The sequence below is a fragment of the Photobacterium sp. TY1-4 genome, assembly GCF_025398175.1.
GTDB lineage: Bacteria > Pseudomonadota > Gammaproteobacteria > Enterobacterales > Vibrionaceae > Photobacterium.
Map to the genome: position 1 here is coordinate 1,896,232 of NZ_CP099735.1, position 20,544 is coordinate 1,916,775.

Genomic DNA, 20,544 nt, shown 5'->3' on the forward strand with positions numbered 1-20,544 from the left:
CTCACTGGAGAAAATGTCATGAAAGCAATTGGATACACGAAAGCACGCCCGATCACCGACAACGATGCCCTGGTTGATATTGAGCTTCCTCAGCCGATTGCCAACGGCCGGGATCTACTGGTGAAGGTAAAGGCCGTGGCGGTGAATCCGGTGGATTATAAGATCCGCCAGAACGTCTCGCCAACGGTAGGGGAGTACAAGGTGATTGGCTGGGATGCCGTAGGTGAAGTGGTCGCGACGGGGGAGGACGTCACCTTGTTTCAACCGGGCGATCAGGTCTATTATGCCGGGGATCTGACCCGCTCGGGCAGCAATGCCGAATATCAGCTGGTCGATGAGCGGATTGTCGGCCATAAACCGAACAGTCTCTCTGATGCCGAAGCGGCGGCATTACCGCTGACAACGATTACAGCCTGGGAGTTGTTGTTTGATCACTTCAATCTGCCGCAGCGCTCACCAGAGGCCGATGCTGCAACGGATGACGTGATTCTGGTGGTTGGTGCCGCAGGCGGGGTGGGCTCGATCCTGATCCAGCTGGCAAAAACCCTGACTGGTGCGACGGTGATCGCGACGGCTTCGCGCGAGGCATCCCGGGACTGGGTGAAAAGCCTTGGCGCTGATCAGGTGGTGGATCATACCCAGCCGCTCAAGCCGCAAATTGATGCGCTGATTGCGGCAGGGAAGGTCAGTCCGGTGACGCATATTGCCAGCCTCAATGCCACGCAGCAGTATTTTGACAGCTACGCTGATTTGCTGGTGCCGTTCGGCAAAATTGCCATGATTGATGATCCGGACGCACTCAACGTGATGAAACTGAAATCCAAGAGTCTGTCGCTGCATATCGAGTTTATGTTTGCCCGCGCCATGCATCAGGCGGCGGATCTGGACGCTCAACACACACTGCTTGAGCGCGTCGCGGCGCTGGTAGATCAGGGGTATATCCGGACCACCGCCGGGAAGCATCTCGGTGTGATTAATGCCGAGAATTTGAAAGCCGCGCATGCCGAGCTGGAATCTGGTCGTGCCGTTGGAAAGATTGTTCTGGAAGGCTTTTGACTGGCCTGACGAACAGCGACAACTCATCTGATATGATGCTGTCAGAGTATCTGTGACACTATGTTTTCGGAACAGCCTTGGCGGGCTGTTCCTTGCTCGGGCATCGCGGTCCGTCATACGATAGCTCATGTCCAATTCAGGTGACAGATGACGGAGGTAAGGGTGGTGTGAAAATAACCACCCCTGCAAAATAGTGCGATTAAATTCGATCTTCCTACGCCCTTTAACTCTTCATTTTTTGCCACTTAGTGTGTAATTGCATCCAGTGGCTTATTCTTTCTAATCTTTTGAGATTCATCAGGCGTTGCTGTGTCTCTGTGATGGACATTGGCGTACTGATACCCGCGCAGGTTACCCTGTGTACACTTCCAAAAAATCAACCCCATTATTGATGATTTTGTCTATTTGTAAATTTTATGACAAATCAGTTAGTACGGATCATGCAATTTTTACTTGGTCATACACCTCTCTTTTTTGTGAAACATTTCTGAAATAACAAGTATTTGAATGTAAAACCCCTTATCTTTCAATGGTTTTTTGAAGCACGTCATTACCATTTTTGAAACGTTAGTTTTCATTTTGCGCTAGTGAGGTTGCTTAGTCTTATCCGGATAATGCGCTACCTGTAACAAATTGTTTCTTTTTGTAACTGTGATGTTTGGGGTGGTAACAGAGATTTGCAAGGGTGCAAATGCTGCGAAAACCCGTGCATGAACGGCAACAGACAGGATGATTTGTTCAAAGCTCAACAATAAAAATACGTATTAAAACCAATCGCAATATCCTAAAAGTGCCAACTTTTATGTGGGAATATTGCAAAACAATCGAGAAAGTAAATGGAAGCCTCAAGATATAAGAACATCTTGTCGAGGGTGGGGTTGTTTAGTGCAATTTTAATGCTCTCCGGGTGTGAATCTGCACTGTTGGATCCCAAGGGGATTATCGGTGTTCAGGAGAAAGAGCTGATCATTACAGCTTTGCTTCTGATGCTGATTGTCGTGATCCCGGTGATCCTGATGACAATCTACTTCGCTTACAAATACCGCTCTGATAATACCCAGGAAGAATATGCGCCTGAATGGGCTCATTCGACCAAGATTGAAGTGGTGGTCTGGACAGTTCCAATCATCATTATCGCCATTCTGGGCGTGATCACCTGGCGTTCAACGCACGCACTGGAGCCGTCGAAGCCGCTGGTGAGTGACGTGAAGCCGGTGGAAATCCAGGTGGTGTCTCTGGACTGGAAGTGGCTGTTCATCTATCCGGAGCAAAACATTGCGACCGTGAACTATGTTGCCTTCCCGAAAGATGTGCCGGTGAACTTCAAGATCACCTCGGACAACATCATGAACTCCTTCTTTATTCCCCGTTTAGGCAGTCAGATCTACGCCATGCCGGGCATGGTAACGCGCCTGCACCTGATGGCGAACCACGCCGGTGAGTACAAAGGCATCGCGGCCAGCTACAGCGGCGAAGGTTTTTCGCACATGAAGTTCAAGGCCGTGGCTCTGGACGAGCGCGCCAGCTTCAACCAGTGGGTTGAGCAGGTGAAAGCCGCGCCACAGCAGCTGCATGATTTCAGTGATTATGAAGCGCTGGCGGAGCCGAGCATTGATGTTCCGGTGACGTTCTACTCGAAAGTACCGCACTCCCTGTTCTCCGATGTTGTGATGCAGTTCGAAGGCGGAATGCACTCGCAAATGTCGGAAGAAGGTCACATGGGCAATGGCCATATGAGCAACAACCATCCGAGTAATAACCATTCAGGTCATCACGCGATGGAACAAGCTCAGATGGACAAGGCTGAACACGAAGGTTAATGAGATTATGTTTGGAAGACTAACACTAGAGTCCATTCCTTATCATGAGCCCATCATTATGGTGACGCTTGGGGTGATTGCGCTGGTCGGTCTCGCGGTTGTCGCGATGATCACCCGTGCTGGGAAATGGCAATACCTCTGGAATGAGTGGTTTACTTCGGTCGATCACAAGAAAATTGGTTTTATGTACATCGCTGTGGCGATGATTATGCTGCTGCGTGGCTTTGCCGATGCGGTGATGATGCGAAGCCAGCAGTTGTTTTCTGCTGCGGGCGAAGCCGGTTACCTGCCGCCGCATCACTACGATCAGATCTTTACCGCCCACGGCGTGATTATGATCTTCTTCGTGGCGATGCCGCTGATCATCGGCCTGATGAACATCATCGTGCCACTGCAGATTGGTGCGCGCGACGTGGCGTTCCCGTTCCTGAACAACCTGAGCTTCTGGCTGTTTGTGGTCGGTGTGATCCTGACCAACATGTCACTGGCGGTAGGTGAGTTCGGTCGTACCGGTTGGCTGGCATATCCGCCGCTGTCGGGGATTGACGCCAGTCCGGGCGTCGGGGTCGACTACTGGATCTGGGCGCTGCAGATCTCCGGGGTGGGGACCACGCTGTCGGGTGTGAACTTCTTCACCACCATCTTGCGCATGCGTACCCCGTCGATGCCACTGATGAAGATGCCGGTCTTTACCTGGGCGTCGCTGTGCTCGAACATCCTGATCATTATCTCGTTCCCGATCCTGACCGTGACTATCGCGCTCTTGACGCTGGACCGTTACGTTGGCACCCACTTCTTCACCAATGACATGGGTGGCAACATGATGATGTATGTCAACCTGATTTGGGCCTGGGGTCACCCGGAAGTGTACATTCTGGTGCTGCCGGTCTTCGGTGTGTTCTCAGAAGTAACGGCCACGTTCGCGCGCAAGAAGCTGTTCGGTTACACCTCGCTGGTTTGGGCAACGATTGTGATCACCGTGCTGGCCTTCGTCGTTTGGCTGCACCACTTCTTTACCATGGGCGGCGGCGCGAATGTGAACGCCTTCTTTGGCATTGCCACCATGATTATCTCGATCCCGACCGGGGTGAAGATCTTCAACTGGCTGTTCACCATGTACAAAGGCCGCATTACGTTCACCACGCCAATGCTGTGGACCATCGGCTTTTTGATCTCCTTCACGATTGGCGGGATGACCGGTGTTCTGATGGCGGTTCCGGGTGCGGACTTCGTCCTGCATAACTCGGTCTTCCTGATTGCGCACTTCCATAACGTCATCATCGGTGGTGTAGTCTTCGGCTGTTTTGCCGGTATGGCTTACTGGTTCCCGAAAATGACCGGTTTCACCCTGAACGAAGCCTGGGGTAAGCGTGCCTTCTGGTGCTGGATCATCGGTTTCATTCTGGCCTTCGTACCGCTGTACGCGTTGGGCTTCATGGGCATGACCCGTCGTCTGAGCCAGGATATCAACCCTGAGTTCTTCCCGCTGCTGGCCGTTGCGGCTTGTGGTACGGCGATTATTGCCGCAGGTGTGCTGTGTCAGTTCATTCAGATCTTCGTGAGTATCCGTGACCGTCACCAGAATGCTGATCTGAGCGGTGACCCGTGGGATGGCCGTACCCTGGAGTGGGCAACGTCTTCTCCACCGGCGTTCTACAACTTTGCCGTGCTGCCGAAAGGCGACGAGCTGGATGCGTTCTGGTATCAGAAAGAGCGCGGCGAGCACAACAAAGATCAGGAAGCGGACTATCAGCCAATCCATATGCCGAAGAACACCCCAACCGGGATGTATGTTTCTGCATGGTCTCTGGTGTTTGGTTTCGCGATGATCTGGTACATCTGGTGGCTGGCCGCGATCGGCTTTGTCGGCATGATCGTGACTTGTATCCGCCACAGCTTCAACGAAGACGTGGACTACTACGTGACCGTTGAAGAAATCAAAGCGATTGAAGCGGAACGTCAAGCCAAGCTGAAACAAGCGAAAGGGCAAGTGACGTCCGGCAATGAAGATAACGATGATGATCTGGAGGTGACCTATGCAAACTAATGCGATTTCGCATGATCATGGTCATGATCACCACGACACGGCAGGCAACAAGCTGTTTGGCTTCTGGATTTACCTGATGAGTGACTGCATCCTGTTTGCAAGCCTGTTTGCAACTTATGCAGTCCTGGTTAACGGCACGGCCGGTGGCCCAAGCGGGAAAGACATTTTCGAGCTGCCGTTCGTCTTCACGGAAACCATGATGCTGCTGTTCAGTAGTATCACCTTCGGCTTCGGTATCATTGCCATGAAGCGCAAAGATATCGCCGGTCTGAAACGATGGATGGGGATCACCTTCCTGCTGGGTCTGGGCTTTATCATCATGGAAGTGTACGAGTTCCATCACCTGATTGCCGAAGGATACGGCCCGGATCGCAGCGCGTTCCTGTCTGCCTTCTTTGCACTGGTCGGGACCCACGGCCTGCACGTGACCTTCGGTCTGATCTGGCTGGCCGTGTGCTACTGGCAGCTCAATACCAAGGGCCTGAACGAGATGATGGAAACCCGTTTCCATTGTCTGAGCCTGTTCTGGCACTTCCTGGATATCGTCTGGATCTGTGTTTTCACCATCGTTTATCTGCTGGGGGTCATGTCATGAGCCAACAACACGCTGATTCTGGGGTGCAGGACTACGTCAAAGGCTTTATCGCCTCGCTGATCCTGACCATTATCCCGTTCTACTTCGTGGCGACGCAGAGCCTGCCGGATACCATCACTTACGTGCTGATGTTCGGTTGTGCCATTGTGCAGTTGCTGGTGCACCTGGTGTACTTCCTGCACATGGAGATCCGCACCGAAGACGGCCAGTGGAATATGATTTCCCTGGTGTTTACCGCGCTGGTGGTGTTTATCGTGATTGCCGGTTCCATCTGGATTATGTGGAACCTCAACGTCAACATGATGATGTAGGGCGTCATGATTAAGAGCTACATTTCCATTACCAAGCCGGGCATCATCATCGGCAACCTGATTTCTGTGGCGGCGGGGTTCTTCCTCGCTGCCAAAACAGAAGCGGCGGATATCACATTGCTGGCGTTCACCCTGTTGGGTGTGGCCTGTGTGATTGCCTCCGGCTGCGTGGTGAATAACATCTTTGATCGCGATATCGACAGCAAAATGGACCGGACCCGGAATCGGATCCTGGTCCAGGATGGGTTGAATATCGATCACGTGTTCATCTATGCAGTCGCGCTGCTGCTGGTGGGAACCGCGGTGCTGTATCGCATCGCCAACCCGCTTTCAGCGGTGGTGGTGTTGCTGGGTTACGTGTTTTACGTGTTCTTCTACACCATGTGGTACAAGCGTACCTCGGTCTACGGCACCCTGGTCGGCAGCGTCTCCGGCGCGGTACCGCCGCTGGTCGGTTACCTGGCGGTGACCAACTACATCAGCTTAGATGCCGTGTTGCTGTTTGCGCTATTCTGCCTGTGGCAGATGCCGCACTCCTATGCCATCGCCATGTTCCGCATGCAGGATTACCGCGACGCGGGCATTCCGGTATTGCCGGTGGTCGAAGGCATTGAGAAGGCGCGTAAGCACATGCAAGCCTACGTGGTGGCTTTCAGTGCAGTTGCGCTGGGCTTGTTCCTGCTGGGTGGCGGCGGCTATGAATACCTGGCGGTGGCCTCGGCGGTCTGCCTGATGTGGACCCGGGTGACCTTCCGAAAAGTGACCGACGACAACTATGTCGACTGGTCCAAAGCGGTGTTCAAAACCTCGCTGCTGGTGGTGATGGGAATTAGCACGGTGTTGGGCGTCGAGCTGATCCCGCTGACGATCTGACCCCATATCTGACTTTACTTGGCTGAATCAAAGGCATCCTTCGGGATGCCTTTTTTGATCGTTGTTGGTCAGGCTGGTGTTTTGGTGGATATTCAGTCAGAGTCTATGTAGTTTATTAAGATAAATAACCTCTCACAGATAATTTGTGCGCGCGTTAATGATTGATGTGAGTTGGTAATGTAGACCGATCTTTCAATAAAGAATACATTGAACACTGCATAGAGGGGACACCATGAAAATCGACTTAGACTACTTTCGAAAAATGCTCGATGTGTTCTTGGAAGCTGAAACAGCTCATGTTGAATTGTATGATTTTCCTCAATCTGGTGTTGAGTACGTTGATGCCCAAACTCAAGAACTTAATGAAAAGTTCATTTTTCACTTTCAGTTGCTCACTGAAAATAAGTTAATCAGTAACAGAAACATGGACTCCTACAATCTTAGCGACCTTGGTATTAGGTTTGGGGCTAGTGGTGATTGTATTCTTAGTATTATTCCACTCAGACTAACCCAAGCCGGTCATGACTTCGCTTTAACACTTCACAACAAAGAAGTCATCGAAAAATTGAAATCTGAGCTCAAAGATATGCCTTTCAAAGTCATCTTTGAGGGTGGTCAAAAACTACTACAGCATTACGCTAAAAAGAAACTTAACGCTCTGTTAGCAGAGTAATGAGAAGGTTGTTGTCAAATGACTAAACAAAGAGGAATCATCTTCTGTCCAGAATTTGAAGATCTTAATGGAGATGTTTACATCCCCCATGTACAAATACGAAAAGAACAAATCCAGTTTTTCTGTTTGTATTGGGACTACATCATTCAACCCGTTACAGCACAATTACCCAGATGGAAACGAACGACTGACGAGCTTATGCTAGAAGAGGCGTCAATTCTGATAAAGGATTATCAGGACTATCCTACTGAAGGTCAGCAAACCTTCGTAAAAGAGTATGCCTACAGCCTCAAGTCAGATGGTGCTCATAACTGGGTTAAATCCTTCATCGAGTATCAAAATCAAGCACTGAATAAAGCTCAAAGGGAACAACCCAACGTTATATGGACTCCTCAACAATCATACCGAAGATTTCTTTCAACGCCGGAGATATCATCCGATGTTTACTGTATTCAAATGGAGCTGCATAAGAAACTACCAGTCCCCTCTCAAGGCTCTTCAGCTAAGGAAATCGTAGCATTCAAACACGATAACTCTCATTTGTTCCGAGAATTGAAACACTCTATTGATCGCCTGGCTCATTTTGTATCTCAAGCTAATGAAGCTAGCGAGTTCTCTCTTGATTTGGCCACTACTGATCTGGAAAAGGCCATAGAAGAAATCAAGGGTAAATCTCGCCAACGATTCGGTAGCCTCGTTCAATTTGAAGGTATCAAGATAAACCTTGGCTCAAACAATCTAGCAAGTAATTTAGACAGCGTGATAAAAGGAGCAACAATAGCGGGTTCAACTTCGCTAAGCCCTCTTAATGCCATATTGGGAGGTGCATTAGGCGCATTAGCAAGCTTTATATCGTTAACGCCTGTAAAGAGTAAAAAACTCTATTGTATTCCGGAAGCGCAACTTGAACTGAGCTATTTAACTAAAGGGTATCAATCCGGGCTACTTAAAAAGTGAATAGTAGAGCGGTGTCTTTCAGGCTATTGGTGAGGGATTGAATTGAAGTCGCACAACTGCATTGTCGGTGGAACAACATGCAGAAGAAAAGGCATCCAGATCGGATGCCTTTGGGAGTGATGTGATCATGCAATTGAGTCACTCAGGCAAAGCCATAGCTGAACGCTCAAAACGGTCATTCGCTTAGTAGGCTGTCTCAGTGTTTGCTGTTTTCGTGGTCTGATAGCGGGTGATGGCAATTATCACCAGGCTGGCTGCGATAAAGCCGGGTACCACACCGAACAGGTCGAAAATGCCGCCCTGGTTCTGGTTCCAAATCAGGGCCACCACGGAGCCGACGACCAGTCCGCTGATGGCGGCGGTTCGCGTCATGCGTTTCCAGAACAGGCTAAACAGGATCACCGGGCCGAAAGAAGCCCCGAATCCACCCCAGGCGTAAGCGACCATACTCAGCAGCGTGGCATCGGCTTTCTGGTAAGCCAGGAAGAAGCCAATCAGTGCGATGGCCAGCACGGCCAGCCGAGCAATCTGCAACACTTCTTTATCGGATGCCCGCGGGCGGACATAGGCGCGATAAAAGTCTTCCGACAGGGTAGAAGAACAAACCAAAAGCTGGGAGTCGATGGTGCTCATAATGGAGGCCAGAACCCCGGCGATGATCAGCCCGGCAACAAACGGGTGGAAGATAGCCTGAGACAGCGCAATAAAGATGGTTTCACCGTTCTCAAGCGGGGTTGCGAAGTAGCTGCGACCCAGAAAACCGACCAAGACCGCTGAAATCATGGTGATACTGGTCCAGATCACCGCAATCTGTCGCGAAATTTTAATATCTTCGACGCTGCGGACACTCATGAAACGTACCAGCACATGAGGTTGACCCATATAGCCGATACACCAGCCACTCAGAGAGATGAGTCCCCAGAACCAGCCTTGATCCGGACGCAGATCCGCAAAGTTGATGTCGTTCAGCAATTGCGCGGTTGTGGTTGAACCGGGCTCGCCGTCGGTGATGAAGACAATCGCCAGTGCCACGATCAACAGAGATAACGCCATCATCAGTCCCTGGAAGAAGTCAGTCCAGCACACCGCCAGATACCCGCCGAGGAAGGTATAGGAGACAATCACAATCCCACCGACCAAGAGTGCGGTGTGGTAGTCGATACCGAAGGTGTTTTCGAACAGCACGGCACCGCCACTCAACCCGGCGGCAACATAAAAAGTAAAGAACACCAGCGTCACGACGGAAGAGGTGAGGCGCAGGATGTTGGACTTGTCCTGAAAGCGGTTTTGCAGATATTCAGGAATAGTCTGCGCATCCCCGAGCTGTTCAGTCATTACTCGCAGTTTTGGTGCAATGAATTTCCAGTTGACGTAAACGCCCATCAGGGTGAATAGGACGATCCAGAGATTGCTCAGGCCACCGATATACAGCGCGCCAGGAAGGCCCATCAGGGCCCACCCGCTCAAATCTGAAGCGCCGGCACTGAGGGCGGCGACGCTCGGAGGCAGATTACGCGATCCTAAAATATAGTCTGAAGTGCTGCTGGTGCGTTTGTAGAAGTAAAAACCAATCAGCAACATACTGAGCAAATATAGTAAGAATGATCCATGTAGATAAAACATAACCTGCCTCCTGATCCGTGGGGTTATTATCCTGGGGTGATTAATAGGCGGACGAGTCGTCGCCGTCTAAACTGTGGGTTTCCGTTCCCTGCAACGGTGGGTTGAACACGCTGACCAGGATTAGATCTTTGTCTTCGCTGGCACGCAGATAGTGCTTGTCGTGTTCATCGAGGACATAAATCGTGCCCGGGACAATCCGGAACCGCTCGCCGGCCATGTTTTCCACTTCACCTTCACCACCGATGCAGTAGCAGGCTTCCAGGTGGTTTTTGTATTCCAGCAGGGACTCGGTGCCACGGGTGACCACGGTATGGCAGACGGTAAAGCCCATCTGGTCTTGCAGAGTCAGGAGACGGTGGCTGGTTCCGTTGCCCCAGTGAACAAAGTGCTCAGAGCCTTCGACATCATTCAACGATCTGATAAACATAAAAATATCCTTCAAAAAAACACGTTCATCGAAATCTCTGTTAGCGCTAATCAGAGTCCGTGCATCATAGGTTTGTTGCTTATTGGTTAACAACTCATTAAATCTCACATAGAATGTAAGAAAAACTAACACGCTGTGGACGCTGAATATGAAAATGCCCCTGAAATCAATTTATTACTTTGAATCGGTGGCGCGCCTGGGCAGTTATTCTGCGGCGGCGAAAGAGATGTTTGTGACCCATGCTGCGGTGATCGGTCAGGTAAAGACGCTGGAGCAGTGGATGGGGAAGAAACTGGTCTACCGGCAACAAAACCGGGTGATGCTGACCGAGGCAGGCGCCGCCTTTGCAGCGCAATTGACCGAGCCGTTTGCCCAGCTGCGCGATGCCGTTCAGACGCATCGCAAAGAAGGACACAACAAGTTGGTGATTGGTTGCCTGCCGTCGCTGGCGACCTGTTTTTTATTACCGCACATCCATGATTTTAAAACTCGTTATCCGGACATTGAGTTGACGTTGCAGTATCAGCTCGCCGCGGCGGAAAACACTGCGGATTTTGTGCTGGGTTTTACCGATGAACCATTAACCGAGACCATGCAGGAGCTGTTCAATGGGGCAACCGTGCCGGTCTGTGGTCGTGAATATGCCGCTAAAATTGAAGAATTTTCGGCAAATCACCTCAATCAATATGATTTGTTACATGACGAGGATCGTCGGGCCTGGCAGCGCTGGTACGAGCGTTACGCTGATGCCCAGACGCCAGAGATTTCCCATCCGCCAGTGAGTCGGGGCACGGTGTTCAGCGACTTTAATATGATGCGCATTGCAGCAATCAATAATAACGGGATTGCGCTGTGTCCGAAGGCATTGATTGCTACCGAGCTGGGATCCGGCGAACTGGTGCAACTCTCGCCGTTGGCCGGGAACCGGAATCGGCGATACTACCTGCGGGCAAACGGCGTTTCCGGCGACAGCCAACGGGCATTTTCTGACTGGGTGATGGCGTTAGCGCAATCAAAGATCGCATAAAGAAGTGCATGGTTGAGCACGCAATTTCCCCCATGGCTGCCACAATGAAGAAAGCAAAGCGGAATGGTTTTAGCAGCAGGAGGGGGAATGAACCGACGAAATTTTCTGGTGTGCTGGTCGCTGGCTATGTGGCCGGCAGTTTGGCTGCCTTCAGCCTGGGGCAGAGGCGCGCTGGCCCGGACGCCGTCGCAGACCGAAGGGCCGTTTTATCCGGTGGTGGCGATCCCGTTTCGGGAATCTCTGATCGGGGATCAGGCGGTGGTGAACGGTACCCCAATGTGGCTCAGCGGCCGGGTGCTGGATATGAGTGGCCATCCAATGACCGATTGCCGGGTCGAGATCTGGCAGTGTGACGGCGCCGGGATCTATCATCATCCCCGTCAATCCGGCCATGATCAGGTCGATCGTCATTTTGCCGGTTTTGGTGCGGCGCTGACCGACAGTCAGGGCCATTATCGCTTTCATACCCTGTATCCGGTGCCTTATACCGGGCGGCCGCCGCACATTCACGTTAAGATCTGGCAGGGTGGACGTGAGTTGCTGACCACCCAGCTCTATTTGCAGGGCCAGACCGGCAACGAGTGGTGGGCCCGCAATCGCGAGGCACTGCAAATCGATCCGTTGCCGCACTCCGACGGATTGGCCGCGAATTATGACTTTGTGGTGTAGTGGCTGGTTTTGAAAATAGAAACCGGCGCCTGCGCGCCGGTTTTTGGGAAGGGGTCGGTTAGTCCTCTAATTTCCAGCGGACATTGCTGGGCAGGTCTTTACATACATTGCGGACCGCCACCAGGGTGAAGGTGGATTTCCCTGCGGTTGGTGTTGTACCGGCAAAGTCACAACAGCCGCTTCCGGTCCCGGTTGCGCAGGGGCCGCTAGGGATCGCCGGGTCCGGATAATCTTCCTCCCGCAGTTTTTCCAGCACCGCGGTCAGCTCCGCGTTGGTGGTCACTTCATAGCCGACGCCGCCGAAGCCTTCGGCTAGTTTCACCCAATCCCAGAGCGCCGTTTGCGGTACCTGGGTTAAGGCTTCGAACTGCGGGGCATCCGGCGTATCCGCAAAGGCCTGTGCATTGACCAGGAACTGCTCAATGGCAAATACCCCGTTGGCCATGACAAAAATGACGTTGTTCAATCCCAGCTGGGCAATGGTGCCCAGGGTATTGATACTCTCTGAGATAGCGCCGTCCCCGGAAATGCTCACGACGCGGCGGTTGATCCCCTGATCGTCCAGTGCCAACTTCGCACCATAGCTGGCTGCCGGTGAATAGCCAATCGCCCCCCAGGACAGTTGCGCGATATAACCATTCTGCGGCACTTTGAGATTGTTCAGGGCGTAGAAGCTCAATCCGGTATCGGCCAAAATGAGTGGGGTTTCTGCTGCGCCAAAGGTTTGAAGATAATTATTGGAGAGCAGGGATTTAAAACTATCCCAGGTGATTTGGTCGTCACCGGAAAAATCCGTTGCCGGGGGAATTTCCCATGGCGTTCCTTCGCTCAACCCGGCGAACGGTGCGTTAGGAAGCGCTGCGGTCTGGGCTTTGCTGATCAGGGCATCGAGCAGTGGCGCCAGCTCAATGTTTCCCCAGTATATCTCGTTGTCTTCGGCCCGGGAGCAGACACTGTTGATTTTTACGGCTCCCATCCGTGCTTCGATCTGACCGTCGATGGGTAAGCCGTCTTCACTGCCCGGGCTGTAATCTGCCGCCGCGACACCGGTGAAGTTGAAGTCGGTTTCCAGGACCCCCAGCGACAAGAGGACATCCGAGCGCTTGATCAGATCCTGCACATTCTGTTGGGAATTCTTTCCGTTGTAGACGCCGCAGAACCACGGCCCGGCGTCGACTTCACTGAGCAGTCCTTTGCCGAGCAGGCTGGTGACATAGGGTGCCTGAAGTGCGTTGAATAAGGTTTCGAATTTATCCTGCAGATTTTGCCGGGCCAGCTCGACGCCACCCATCAACACCAGATTGTGCGCGCCTTGCAGCACTTCCCAGATATAGCTGACGGCATCATCCAAGGCTTGCTGATCCTGGGGGATCGGGGAGCGGATCAGCAGCGGACGCTCGCTGACCGGCTGGACCGACATATTTTCCAGGGTATTGGCAATTTCGATATAGACGGGTTTACTTTCCGTGATGCAGGCGGTTAAAGCGGAATCAATAAGATCTGGCGCATAAGCCGGGTTATCGATACGCACCGCTGATTGGGTGAGCTGCTGGAAAATTCGTAAATCAGTCTGTGAGCCGTCAAACATATGGTGCCACAGGATCCCTTGATCTCGCTGTGAGTTAAACTGGGCGTTGGACGGGCTGCCGTTGATCAAGACCAGCGGTACTTGCTCAACATGCGCCCCGGCAAACGCCTGGGCGGCATTGAGCGCGCCGACGCCATAGGTAAAGGCGACGCAGCCGACGGTGTTGCCGTTGGCGGCGCGGCCATATCCGTCCGCTGCGTAGGTTGCCAGCATTTCGTTGTTGGGATGAACCCGGATTAAACCGGCATTGATCTCCGGCTCATCCAGGGTGGCAACCCATTCGGCAATATAATCGCCGGGGATCGCCATCACACGTTTCACCCCGATTTCTGCGAGACGTTTATTGAGGTAGCTGGCTAATGTTTCTTCACTGGCAAGCCCAGTGACTGCAGCGCGAACCCCTTTGATGGGCTGATTGTTTACCACTTGCTTGGGGGAGCGAAAATGCCGCTGATATTGCCCCGGTGACAACAAATTGGCTTTGACCATGGTGTTTCTCCTTCAAAATAGTCTGTGTCCGTTAGATTTGAATGGTGTTCATGGTTGGGGCGTTCACATCGGCATCCTCGGGCAGCGTCACGCTCAGGAACGGGTAACTGACACTGTTGGGGACGGTTTCCGCATTTGGATGCGCAGCCTGATAGTCGCTGATCCGTGTTTGCTGATTGGCTTTGATTTGGGCATCGACCGAGTTGTTGCCGTCCCATAATGCCTGGTGGAAGCGGGTGACGGCGGCATATTGTTCGCTGTTGGCCGGATAAGGGTAAATCTTCAGCAGCGAGTTGACATCTTGGGTGCCGGCGACAACATCCACGACCTCGGCGGTACCGTTCATGACAAAGTTAATCTGGTTCATGACCGGCCAGGCGACTTGCGGTTCGGTGCCGGTATCATGGGACAAAAATTGTGGGTCGGCCAGAGCTGACAACAGCTCATGATCGCTCACAGAGCCTCCGCTTGGCGGCGGTGTCTGCATCGCAAATGGTCCGTTAGGAATAAAGCCGTAACCGGCAAACATGGTATCGTTGACCGCGGTGTGCTGGGTTGTGGTCAGGAAAAACAGGTTGGTCATGGCTTGTTTGGTATAAGCCTTGGTGGCCTGCCAGGTAAAGCGGCTGTAACCATCGTGATTGAAGGCGCTTTGCGCCAGCGTCATCCAGGCGTTCAGTGCCTTGTCATTGGCAACGGCCTGATCATCAGGGTAGGTGGCATCCACAATGTCACTGACAAACTGTCTGATCGCCTGCCACCAGATCTGCCCGTCATCCCGGTAGGGGAAATGGCCCGGGAAGCGGGTGGTGTCCATACCTCGGGCTGCCAGGTTTTGATCAAACGCCTGGGCGTCGAACTGATAGTCCTGATACAGATCGTTGATGAGCTGGAAGATCCCGATGCGTCCGGTAGGCAGGAACTGATCACAGAAGCTGTGTGGCTGGTATAAGCCTGGCTGACTGCCTGATTGCATTGGGTAATCCGGATTATAGATAGCAACATTGATGTTATAGATCTTCTTCAGGTGCGGCAGCATCAGCACCGCCATCGGGTGATCGGACGGCAGGGTGCCTTCCTGCTCCAGCTGCAAGGCTGCGGTGGCAAAAATCATGTCGATGCTGTGGGTGTTGTACAGGTGGCTGCCGCTGAACCACCACTGGGCATCGGCGCTGGCAGTCCATAGTTTGGCCAGCAACCAGGCATTCTCACCGTCCTGGCTGGTGAAAATGTATCCCTGATTGGTGGCATCAATTTGGATCGCAGCCGGCAGCATCGGGCTGTCACTGCCTGGCGGCTCGGCGATGAAAAAAGCGACCGGCACGCTGAAGACAAAACCGTCTGGCATGAAATCAGGCGTGTGGCGTTCCTGCACCAGGCCGTTTTGCTCAATGCTGGCCAACGCCGGACGGTAGTCGCACACGAACAGTCGATGGCTGTCATGGGCCTGTTGTAGCCGTTGCAGCAAGCCTGCACTGTCGGCAGCACCGTGACTTTGGTTGATAAAGTCCGCTAAATCCTGATTGCTGCCATTGTAGGCCTGGATCACGTTGGGATTGGCGCTGCCCAGCCGCTGGCGGGCAAATTCGGCATCATCGTGGATCCAGTTGTCGGTCAGGGTCTGGATCTGCTGCGGGGAGAAGACCGTATTGTCCCAAATTCCTTTGGTAAAGCGTTGGTGCAGTTGCTCGATTGCAGAGCCTGAATACTGCTGCGCCGGAACGTTGGTCTGAATGTACTGGTTGGCTTTTGCCACCTGCGCTGCCCGGGCTTCATTGAGTGCATTGTCTTGTGTTGTGCTTTGCCAGCTGCCCGGCACGGCATTGAAGGTATTGAACCATGGCGTGGTGATGCCTGTGAATACCCCGGCCTGAGGGTATTGCTCGGTGGTATAGGTTCGGGCGGATTCGCTGTATACGAACTGATACTGAATACTGTCTGAGTGTGATTCGTCCTGGACAACCCGGTTACTCAAGACAGACTGAAATTGCTGGATGGCGGTTTTTGGCTGATTCATTGCTCTATCCTTTGCTGAATGTGAATGTCGCCCGGCCTGTGGCCGGGCGTTACTGTCGGGGCTTAGTTGTTCTGAAGATTTTGTTGGATTTCCAGTAGGGTGGAGTGGCTGTGGCGGTTGAAGTGCGGGATCATCGTCGGCAGAATGTCCCCGCCGCCGAGTGCACTGAACAGGGTCTCCAGGTTTGCCTGGGTATCCAGCCCCTCCTGGATCAGGATTTCCCACACTGTCCGGAAGGCTGCGTTGTAGGAGCCAGCAATCCAGTAGTGCACCATGTCCAGGTGTTCTCCGGCAAAGTTGAACCGTCCTTCCGGCTCACGGGCAGCGACAAAGAGTTTCTCGAATTGCCCGGCCGCAAAAAATTCAAAGCCACCCCCAGCGAGTTCCTGACGGTTCCAGACCACGGCGGTCCCGTGCCCTAAGTATTCCTGCCGGGCAATGTCACCATGTAAATGCACCACATCCCTTAAGGTGGCCTCAAGGGCTTCTGCCTCGCTCAGGTGCGAAAATTTGTCGGCGTCGTTCTGCCACGAGTAGCTGGATAACAGATAGGCCGGGCCGGATTCGCCAATCCCAAAAGAGGGATAAACAATACTGCGAGAGGCGAGATCGGTATTACTCTGGCCGCCTTCCATCCCTTGGCTGTAGGGGCCCTGCTGCTCCCAGAAACGGGTACGGAATCCCAGGGCAACTTTAACGGCATTGGTCATTTTCAGACTGCGGATCGCCTGGTATTTACCGGCAGACCAGGATGCCGGTGTGTCGACAAACCGCAGTTGGCTGAAGGGCAGGGTCACGATGACTCGATCAAAGGCGGCGCTTTCGGTCAGGGTGCCGTCGCCGGTATTGTACTCAATGTAGGCTTGGTCGCTCTCTTCGCGCAATGTGGTGACCCGAGTACCGGTTTTAAATTGTGAACCCGGGATCCGGTTGGCCATTTCGGCGGCGATCCGGGACGTCCCCCCCTCCATAGCAGACCATTCCGGGCTTTCATCAAAAGAATAGGTGTCGAGGACCAACTCAATAAACGACAGATCATAGATGCCTGTATACGCATTGACGGTTTCCATATAGTCGACGATTTCGACCGGGTAGGGCTGGACACCATCCCCGACGTCTTGCAGGTAACCGCGTGCGGAGTAGCGGTTATATTTCAGGATTTCTGCCCAGGCGACCTCGATATTTTCGTTTTCAAACAAAGCCACAAAAGGTTCCAGGGCGAGATCGAGCAAGACTGAGGCACTTTTGAGTTTGCCGTCGGCATCTTTGAAGTACGCATATTCCGGTCCCTCGAAAAAGGGATCAAACCCGAGCAGACTGTTATCGGCCTCGGCCTGGGTGCGGGTGACCGGCGGCATGCCATTAAAACACAGTAAATTCCCCGTGTCGGGCGTTGCTTCATTGCTGTCGAAGAGAATATAGGGGATCCGTGGAATTTCTCGGGCGTTTTCAACCTCAGAGACAGTGGTATTGAGGTAATCCCAGAAGTTGAATAGCCGGCTTTGCAGCTCATTGTGGGGAAAACGCATCGCACCCAGTTCGGCGTACTGATGCGGCTCATTGTTGAAATAGTGGGTGTAAACCCGTCCGCCGATGCGCTCGCCAGAAGCTTCGAAGATCTGGCTGTGGATACCTAGTTTTGCCAGTAGCATTGAGGCATACATCCCCGCCATACCGCCACCGACAATGCCGACTGAAAGTGCGTCATTGCTCTGGTTGCTTTGTGGGGTACAGGCGACTGGGCTTGCCAGGGTTTGTTGCTGCCGGTACATATGATTTTGATAGCATTGATGGAGTGCCTGGCGAAATTGAACGAGGCGTTGCTGACGTTGCTGTCGGGATAAGGCGATCATGAGTTGCGTCCTTTTGTTTTTGGTATGCGATTCAATGCATAATGCTAGTACACCTCACCTTATTCAGAGTGTGGATATTGAGCTGTTTTTTATGAAATAAATTTTCCGTGATCATTTACACATAAATCACTTTATTTTTGTTAGTTATGTTGGGTCTATTTAATATTGGAAACTACGATTTTAGATCGAGCTTAAATATTTGTTGTCGATGCTTTGTTTATTTTTAACTTTATTTTTTGTGTTTTGTTTTCACCAGGTTAAGTAGTTTTATTTCAATGGCTTACGTTCTTTCTTGGTGTCTTATCTATTCTGATCTTTCAAGAGGGTTTCGATGTTTTTTAGAGGGTTTTGTTTATTTTTTAATGTGTTGCGGATTAAATATAATTTTGTCAATCCGACTGAGTCAGTAAGGACCGAAGTTATTGGCGTTTTGATGATGGCCTTGAACTGTCGGTCGTAAAAATGACGCTATTTAAGCGGGGGAGTGCTCAGGCCGTATAGTCGGCCGAACTGTCAATTCGGATCATCACCGCATCCGGGCGCCAGTATTCAAATTCACAGTCCATCAAGGCGCCGTCCTGTTTATAGTTGACCCGGCAGATTTTCAGCACCGATTGGCCTTCGGCCAGGTTCAAGGCTTTGGCGACATGGCTCGGGGCTGCGGTTGGGATCACATCAAAGCGGGAGCGGTGGGTGTGGTAACCATACTTTTCAGCAAAAAGGCCGGTAAGTGATAGCGTCAGGTTTTCTTCCAGGATCCCCGGGAACAGGTTGGTCATCAGGCAGTTTTCAACAAACAGCACCGCCCGGCCATCAATGTAGCGCAAGCGCTCAATAATGTGGATGGGGGTGAGTTGGCGAATATTCAGTGCGGCGGCGTATTCACCGGCGGCCATTTCAGCCCGGGTATTGACCAGCCGGGTTTCGGCAATTCGGTGCTGTTCACGGATCATCTGATGAAAGTGGCTGCGTGAGAGCGGGTTGTAGCAGATCCGCTGCGGGGAGACGAACCAGCCACGACGCTCCTCCCGATAGATCAGGCCTTCGGTTTCCAGCGCAACCAGCGCATCCTTAATCGTGATCCGCGTGGTTTCAAATAGCGTGCTCAGCTCGCGCTCGGAAGGTAGCTTTTGTCCGCCGCTCATCAACCCGGACTGGATTTGCTGACGAATGCTGGTTTTAATTTTGCCGAGTTGGGTCGGGGTTTTGGTTGGTGTTTTGGTTTGAATAGCCATCACTGAACTAGTCCAGAAACTGTCGATGTGAAAAATGTACGACATCTATATCACAGAAAAATGACAGTAAAAGTGAGGGCTTTATAAGGGGGTTGAAACATGAATGACAAATAAACGCATTAAATTTGTCATATCCCTGCACCGAAATCGTCACACTTCATCCATAGGATAAAAAGTGAACTTACTGACCTAGTCCAGAAAGGATGGAGACGATGAATACTTTGTTAACCCGCACGCTCGCCCTCAAAACCACGCTGCTTGCCACCACACTTTCAGCCACCGTTTATGCAAGTGACGCAGATCTGGAATCGCTGGTTGAAGCCGCGAAAAAAGAAGGCACCGTTTACAGTGTCGGGATGCCGGACAGCTGGGCCAACTGGAAAGATACCTGGGCCGATTTGAAAGTCAATTATGGCCTGCAGCATCAGGATACCGACATGAGCTCTGCGCAGGAAATTGCCAAGTTTGAAGCGGAGAAGAAAAATGCCACCGCGGATATCGGTGATGTCGGTTTTGCCTTTGCCCGTGTTGCGGTGAAAAAGGGCGTGACGCAGCCTTATAAACCAAGCACCTGGGAAGAGATCCCGAACTGGGCCAAAGACAAAGACGGCCATTGGGCCCTGGCGTATACCGGGACGATTTCCTTTATCTCTAACAACAACCTGGTGAAGAACCCGCCGAAATCCTGGGATGATTTGCTTGAGGGCGATTATAAAGTCAGCGTCGGGGATGTAGGCGTTGCGGCTCAGGCCAACAATGCCGTACTGGCAGCGGCGTTTGCCCAGGGTGGAAATGAATCGAACCTGAAACCGGCCATCAAGTTTTTCTCCAAGCTGGCCAAGCAGGGACGTTTGTCGTTTACCGATCCGGGGCTGGCGAACCTGGAGAAAGGGGAAGTGGAAGTTGCGATTCTGTGGGACTTTAATGCCCTGAACTATCGTGACCAGATTGACCGCGACCGCTTCACCGTCAGCATTCCGCAAGACGGCTCGGTGATTTCCGGTTACACCACCATTATCAACAAGTTTGCCAAGAACCCGAATGCTGCCAAGCTGGCCCGTGAATATATCTTCAGCGATCAGGGACAGATTAACCTGGCCGAAGGTTATGCCCGCCCGATCCGCAGTTCGATCACCCTGCCGAAATCAATTCAGGACAAGCTGTTGCCGAACTCACAATACACCAATGTTCATCCTGTGACGGATTTTAAAGCCTGGGAAAAATCGGCCCGTAAACTGCCGCGTCAATGGCAGGAAAACGTGCTGATTCACCAGCAGTAAGAGG

Annotated in this window: 16 protein-coding genes and 1 pseudogene; 11 read left to right on the forward strand and 6 right to left on the reverse strand. The window is 52.2% G+C overall.

The features are described 5' to 3' along the window. Positions 1-18 precede the first annotated feature (18 nt). From NH461_RS25170 to NH461_RS25205, 8 genes are all read left to right on the forward strand, one after another. On the forward strand, positions 19-1,056 hold the full coding sequence (locus NH461_RS25170; protein WP_261603687.1) for a zinc-binding alcohol dehydrogenase family protein: 1,038 nt from the start codon (positions 19-21) through the stop codon (positions 1,054-1,056). A gap of 836 nt (positions 1,057-1,892) precedes the next feature. Further along, positions 1,893-2,876, forward strand: coding sequence for a ubiquinol oxidase subunit II (cyoA, locus tag NH461_RS25175; RefSeq protein ID WP_261603688.1), 984 nt, complete (start codon positions 1,893-1,895; stop codon positions 2,874-2,876). A 7-nt stretch (positions 2,877-2,883) separates the two neighbouring features. Continuing rightward, positions 2,884-4,923, forward strand: a complete 2,040-nt coding sequence (cyoB, locus tag NH461_RS25180) for a cytochrome o ubiquinol oxidase subunit I (protein WP_255391799.1) — start codon at positions 2,884-2,886, stop codon at positions 4,921-4,923. Further along, complete coding sequence (gene cyoC, locus NH461_RS25185) at positions 4,913-5,518, forward strand: cytochrome o ubiquinol oxidase subunit III (RefSeq protein ID WP_261603689.1); 606 nt, start codon at positions 4,913-4,915, stop codon at positions 5,516-5,518. Before cyoB ends, cyoC begins: the two co-directional genes overlap by 11 nt. After that, positions 5,515-5,829: a cytochrome o ubiquinol oxidase subunit IV gene (gene cyoD / locus NH461_RS25190; protein WP_255391797.1), complete on the forward strand. Its 315-nt coding sequence runs from the start codon at positions 5,515-5,517 to the stop codon at positions 5,827-5,829. Before cyoC ends, cyoD begins: the two co-directional genes overlap by 4 nt. A 6-nt stretch (positions 5,830-5,835) precedes the next feature. Next, entirely contained in the window at positions 5,836-6,702 is an 867-nt protein-coding gene (gene cyoE, locus NH461_RS25195) for a heme o synthase (RefSeq protein ID WP_261603690.1), read from the forward strand. Between the two features lie 232 nt (positions 6,703-6,934). Continuing rightward, positions 6,935-7,375 (forward strand): DUF2513 domain-containing protein, encoded by a 441-nt coding sequence (locus NH461_RS25200; protein ID WP_261603691.1) that lies wholly within the window; start codon positions 6,935-6,937, stop codon positions 7,373-7,375. Positions 7,376-7,393: 18 nt separating this feature from the next. Further along, positions 7,394-8,332, forward strand: coding sequence for a hypothetical protein (locus tag NH461_RS25205; RefSeq protein ID WP_261603692.1), 939 nt, complete (start codon positions 7,394-7,396; stop codon positions 8,330-8,332). A 183-nt stretch (positions 8,333-8,515) separates the two neighbouring features. On the opposite strand, the gene putP is transcribed toward NH461_RS25205, so the two are convergent. Next, positions 8,516-9,955 (reverse strand): sodium/proline symporter PutP, encoded by a 1,440-nt coding sequence (gene putP / locus NH461_RS25210; RefSeq protein ID WP_261603693.1) that lies wholly within the window; start codon positions 9,953-9,955, stop codon positions 8,516-8,518. 40 nt (positions 9,956-9,995) lie between these two features. After that, entirely contained in the window at positions 9,996-10,382 is a 387-nt protein-coding gene (locus NH461_RS25215) for an ectoine synthase (protein ID WP_261603694.1), read from the reverse strand. A gap of 148 nt (positions 10,383-10,530) precedes the next feature. Here NH461_RS25215 and NH461_RS25220 point away from each other — a divergent pair, with 148 nt between their 5' ends. Then, entirely contained in the window at positions 10,531-11,409 is an 879-nt protein-coding gene (locus NH461_RS25220; protein ID WP_261603695.1) for a LysR substrate-binding domain-containing protein, read from the forward strand. An 87-nt stretch (positions 11,410-11,496) separates the two neighbouring features. Further along, complete coding sequence (locus NH461_RS25225; RefSeq protein WP_261603696.1) at positions 11,497-12,078, forward strand: protocatechuate 3,4-dioxygenase; 582 nt, start codon at positions 11,497-11,499, stop codon at positions 12,076-12,078. Positions 12,079-12,136: 58 nt separating this feature from the next. Here the strand turns inward: NH461_RS25225 and NH461_RS25230 are convergent, their stop codons facing one another. The 4 genes and pseudogenes from NH461_RS25230 to NH461_RS25245 all read right to left on the reverse strand — a co-directional run bounded on the left by NH461_RS25230 (position 12,137) and on the right by NH461_RS25245 (position 19,260). Next, complete coding sequence (locus tag NH461_RS25230) at positions 12,137-14,155, reverse strand: thiamine pyrophosphate-binding protein (protein ID WP_261603697.1); 2,019 nt, start codon at positions 14,153-14,155, stop codon at positions 12,137-12,139. Positions 14,156-14,186: 31 nt separating this feature from the next. Further along, a pseudogene (locus NH461_RS25235) lies at positions 14,187-16,178 on the reverse strand (lipoxygenase family protein); the annotation flags it as partial. 56 nt (positions 16,179-16,234) lie between these two features. Continuing rightward, on the reverse strand, positions 16,235-18,025 hold the full coding sequence (locus tag NH461_RS25240; RefSeq protein WP_261603698.1) for a flavin monoamine oxidase family protein: 1,791 nt from the start codon (positions 18,023-18,025) through the stop codon (positions 16,235-16,237). A gap of 488 nt (positions 18,026-18,513) precedes the next feature. Then, positions 18,514-19,260, reverse strand: coding sequence for a UTRA domain-containing protein (locus tag NH461_RS25245; protein ID WP_261603699.1), 747 nt, complete (start codon positions 19,258-19,260; stop codon positions 18,514-18,516). A gap of 212 nt (positions 19,261-19,472) precedes the next feature. Between NH461_RS25245 and NH461_RS25250 the strand changes: the two genes are divergently transcribed. Continuing rightward, on the forward strand, positions 19,473-20,540 hold the full coding sequence (locus NH461_RS25250) for an ABC transporter substrate-binding protein (RefSeq protein WP_261603700.1): 1,068 nt from the start codon (positions 19,473-19,475) through the stop codon (positions 20,538-20,540). Positions 20,541-20,544: the final 4 nt, after the last annotated feature.